Source organism: Mammaliicoccus sp. L-M44 (genome assembly GCF_022386355.1).
In the GTDB taxonomy this organism is placed as follows: Bacteria; Bacillota; Bacilli; order Staphylococcales; family Staphylococcaceae; genus Mammaliicoccus; species Mammaliicoccus sciuri_A.
Map to the genome: position 1 here is coordinate 1 of NZ_JAJNIU010000062.1, position 711 is coordinate 711.

Genomic DNA, 711 nt, shown 5'->3' on the forward strand with positions numbered 1-711 from the left:
AGATAAAAAGAAAATGTCTTCGACACCACGAGCCTTAATTTCATCAAATATTTGCATCCACTTATGCTTGCTTTCTGTTTCATTAAGCCATAAACCAAGTATTTGTTTCTTTCCATCAATCGTGTACCCTAGAATAGTGTATACTGCATATTCTTTAATTTCATAATCAGTTCTAATTTTAGTATATAAACAATCCACAAATACAAATGTATAGCACTTTTCCAATGGTCTAGTTTGCCATTCTTCCATTTCAGGAATAACGGCATCAGTAATATCAGAGATCATTTCATGAGATACAGAGAAACCATAGATATCTTCTATTGTTGAAGAAATATCACGTTGTGACATGCCCTTGGCATACATAGAAATTACTTTATCTTCGATTTCAGAAACATCACGCTGACGTTTCTTTATTAACTGTGGTTCAAATGAGGCATCTCTATCTCTTGGGACATTGATTTCAATGTTACCTTTAGTGGTATTAAGTGTTTTATTCCCATATCCATTGCGTCTATTTTCGGTAATTTTATCAGATTTATCATTCGAAGAATATCCTAAGTGGTTATTCATTTCACCTTGTAACATAGCTTCAAACATAGGTCCAAAAACATCTTTTAGTGCATTTTCCATATCTTCAACAGATTCAGGTGCATACTCAGCAATAATTCTATTAGCAAGTTCGACAGATTTAGGATCTCGTTTTTTTCTAGC

1 protein-coding gene is annotated in these 711 nt (G+C 33.1%); it reads right to left on the reverse strand.

Going from position 1 to position 711, the window contains the following annotated elements; genetic code table 11:
• The coding region (locus LQ611_RS13915; protein WP_239709672.1) for an IS256 family transposase at positions 1-711 on the reverse strand (711 nt) is incomplete at both ends.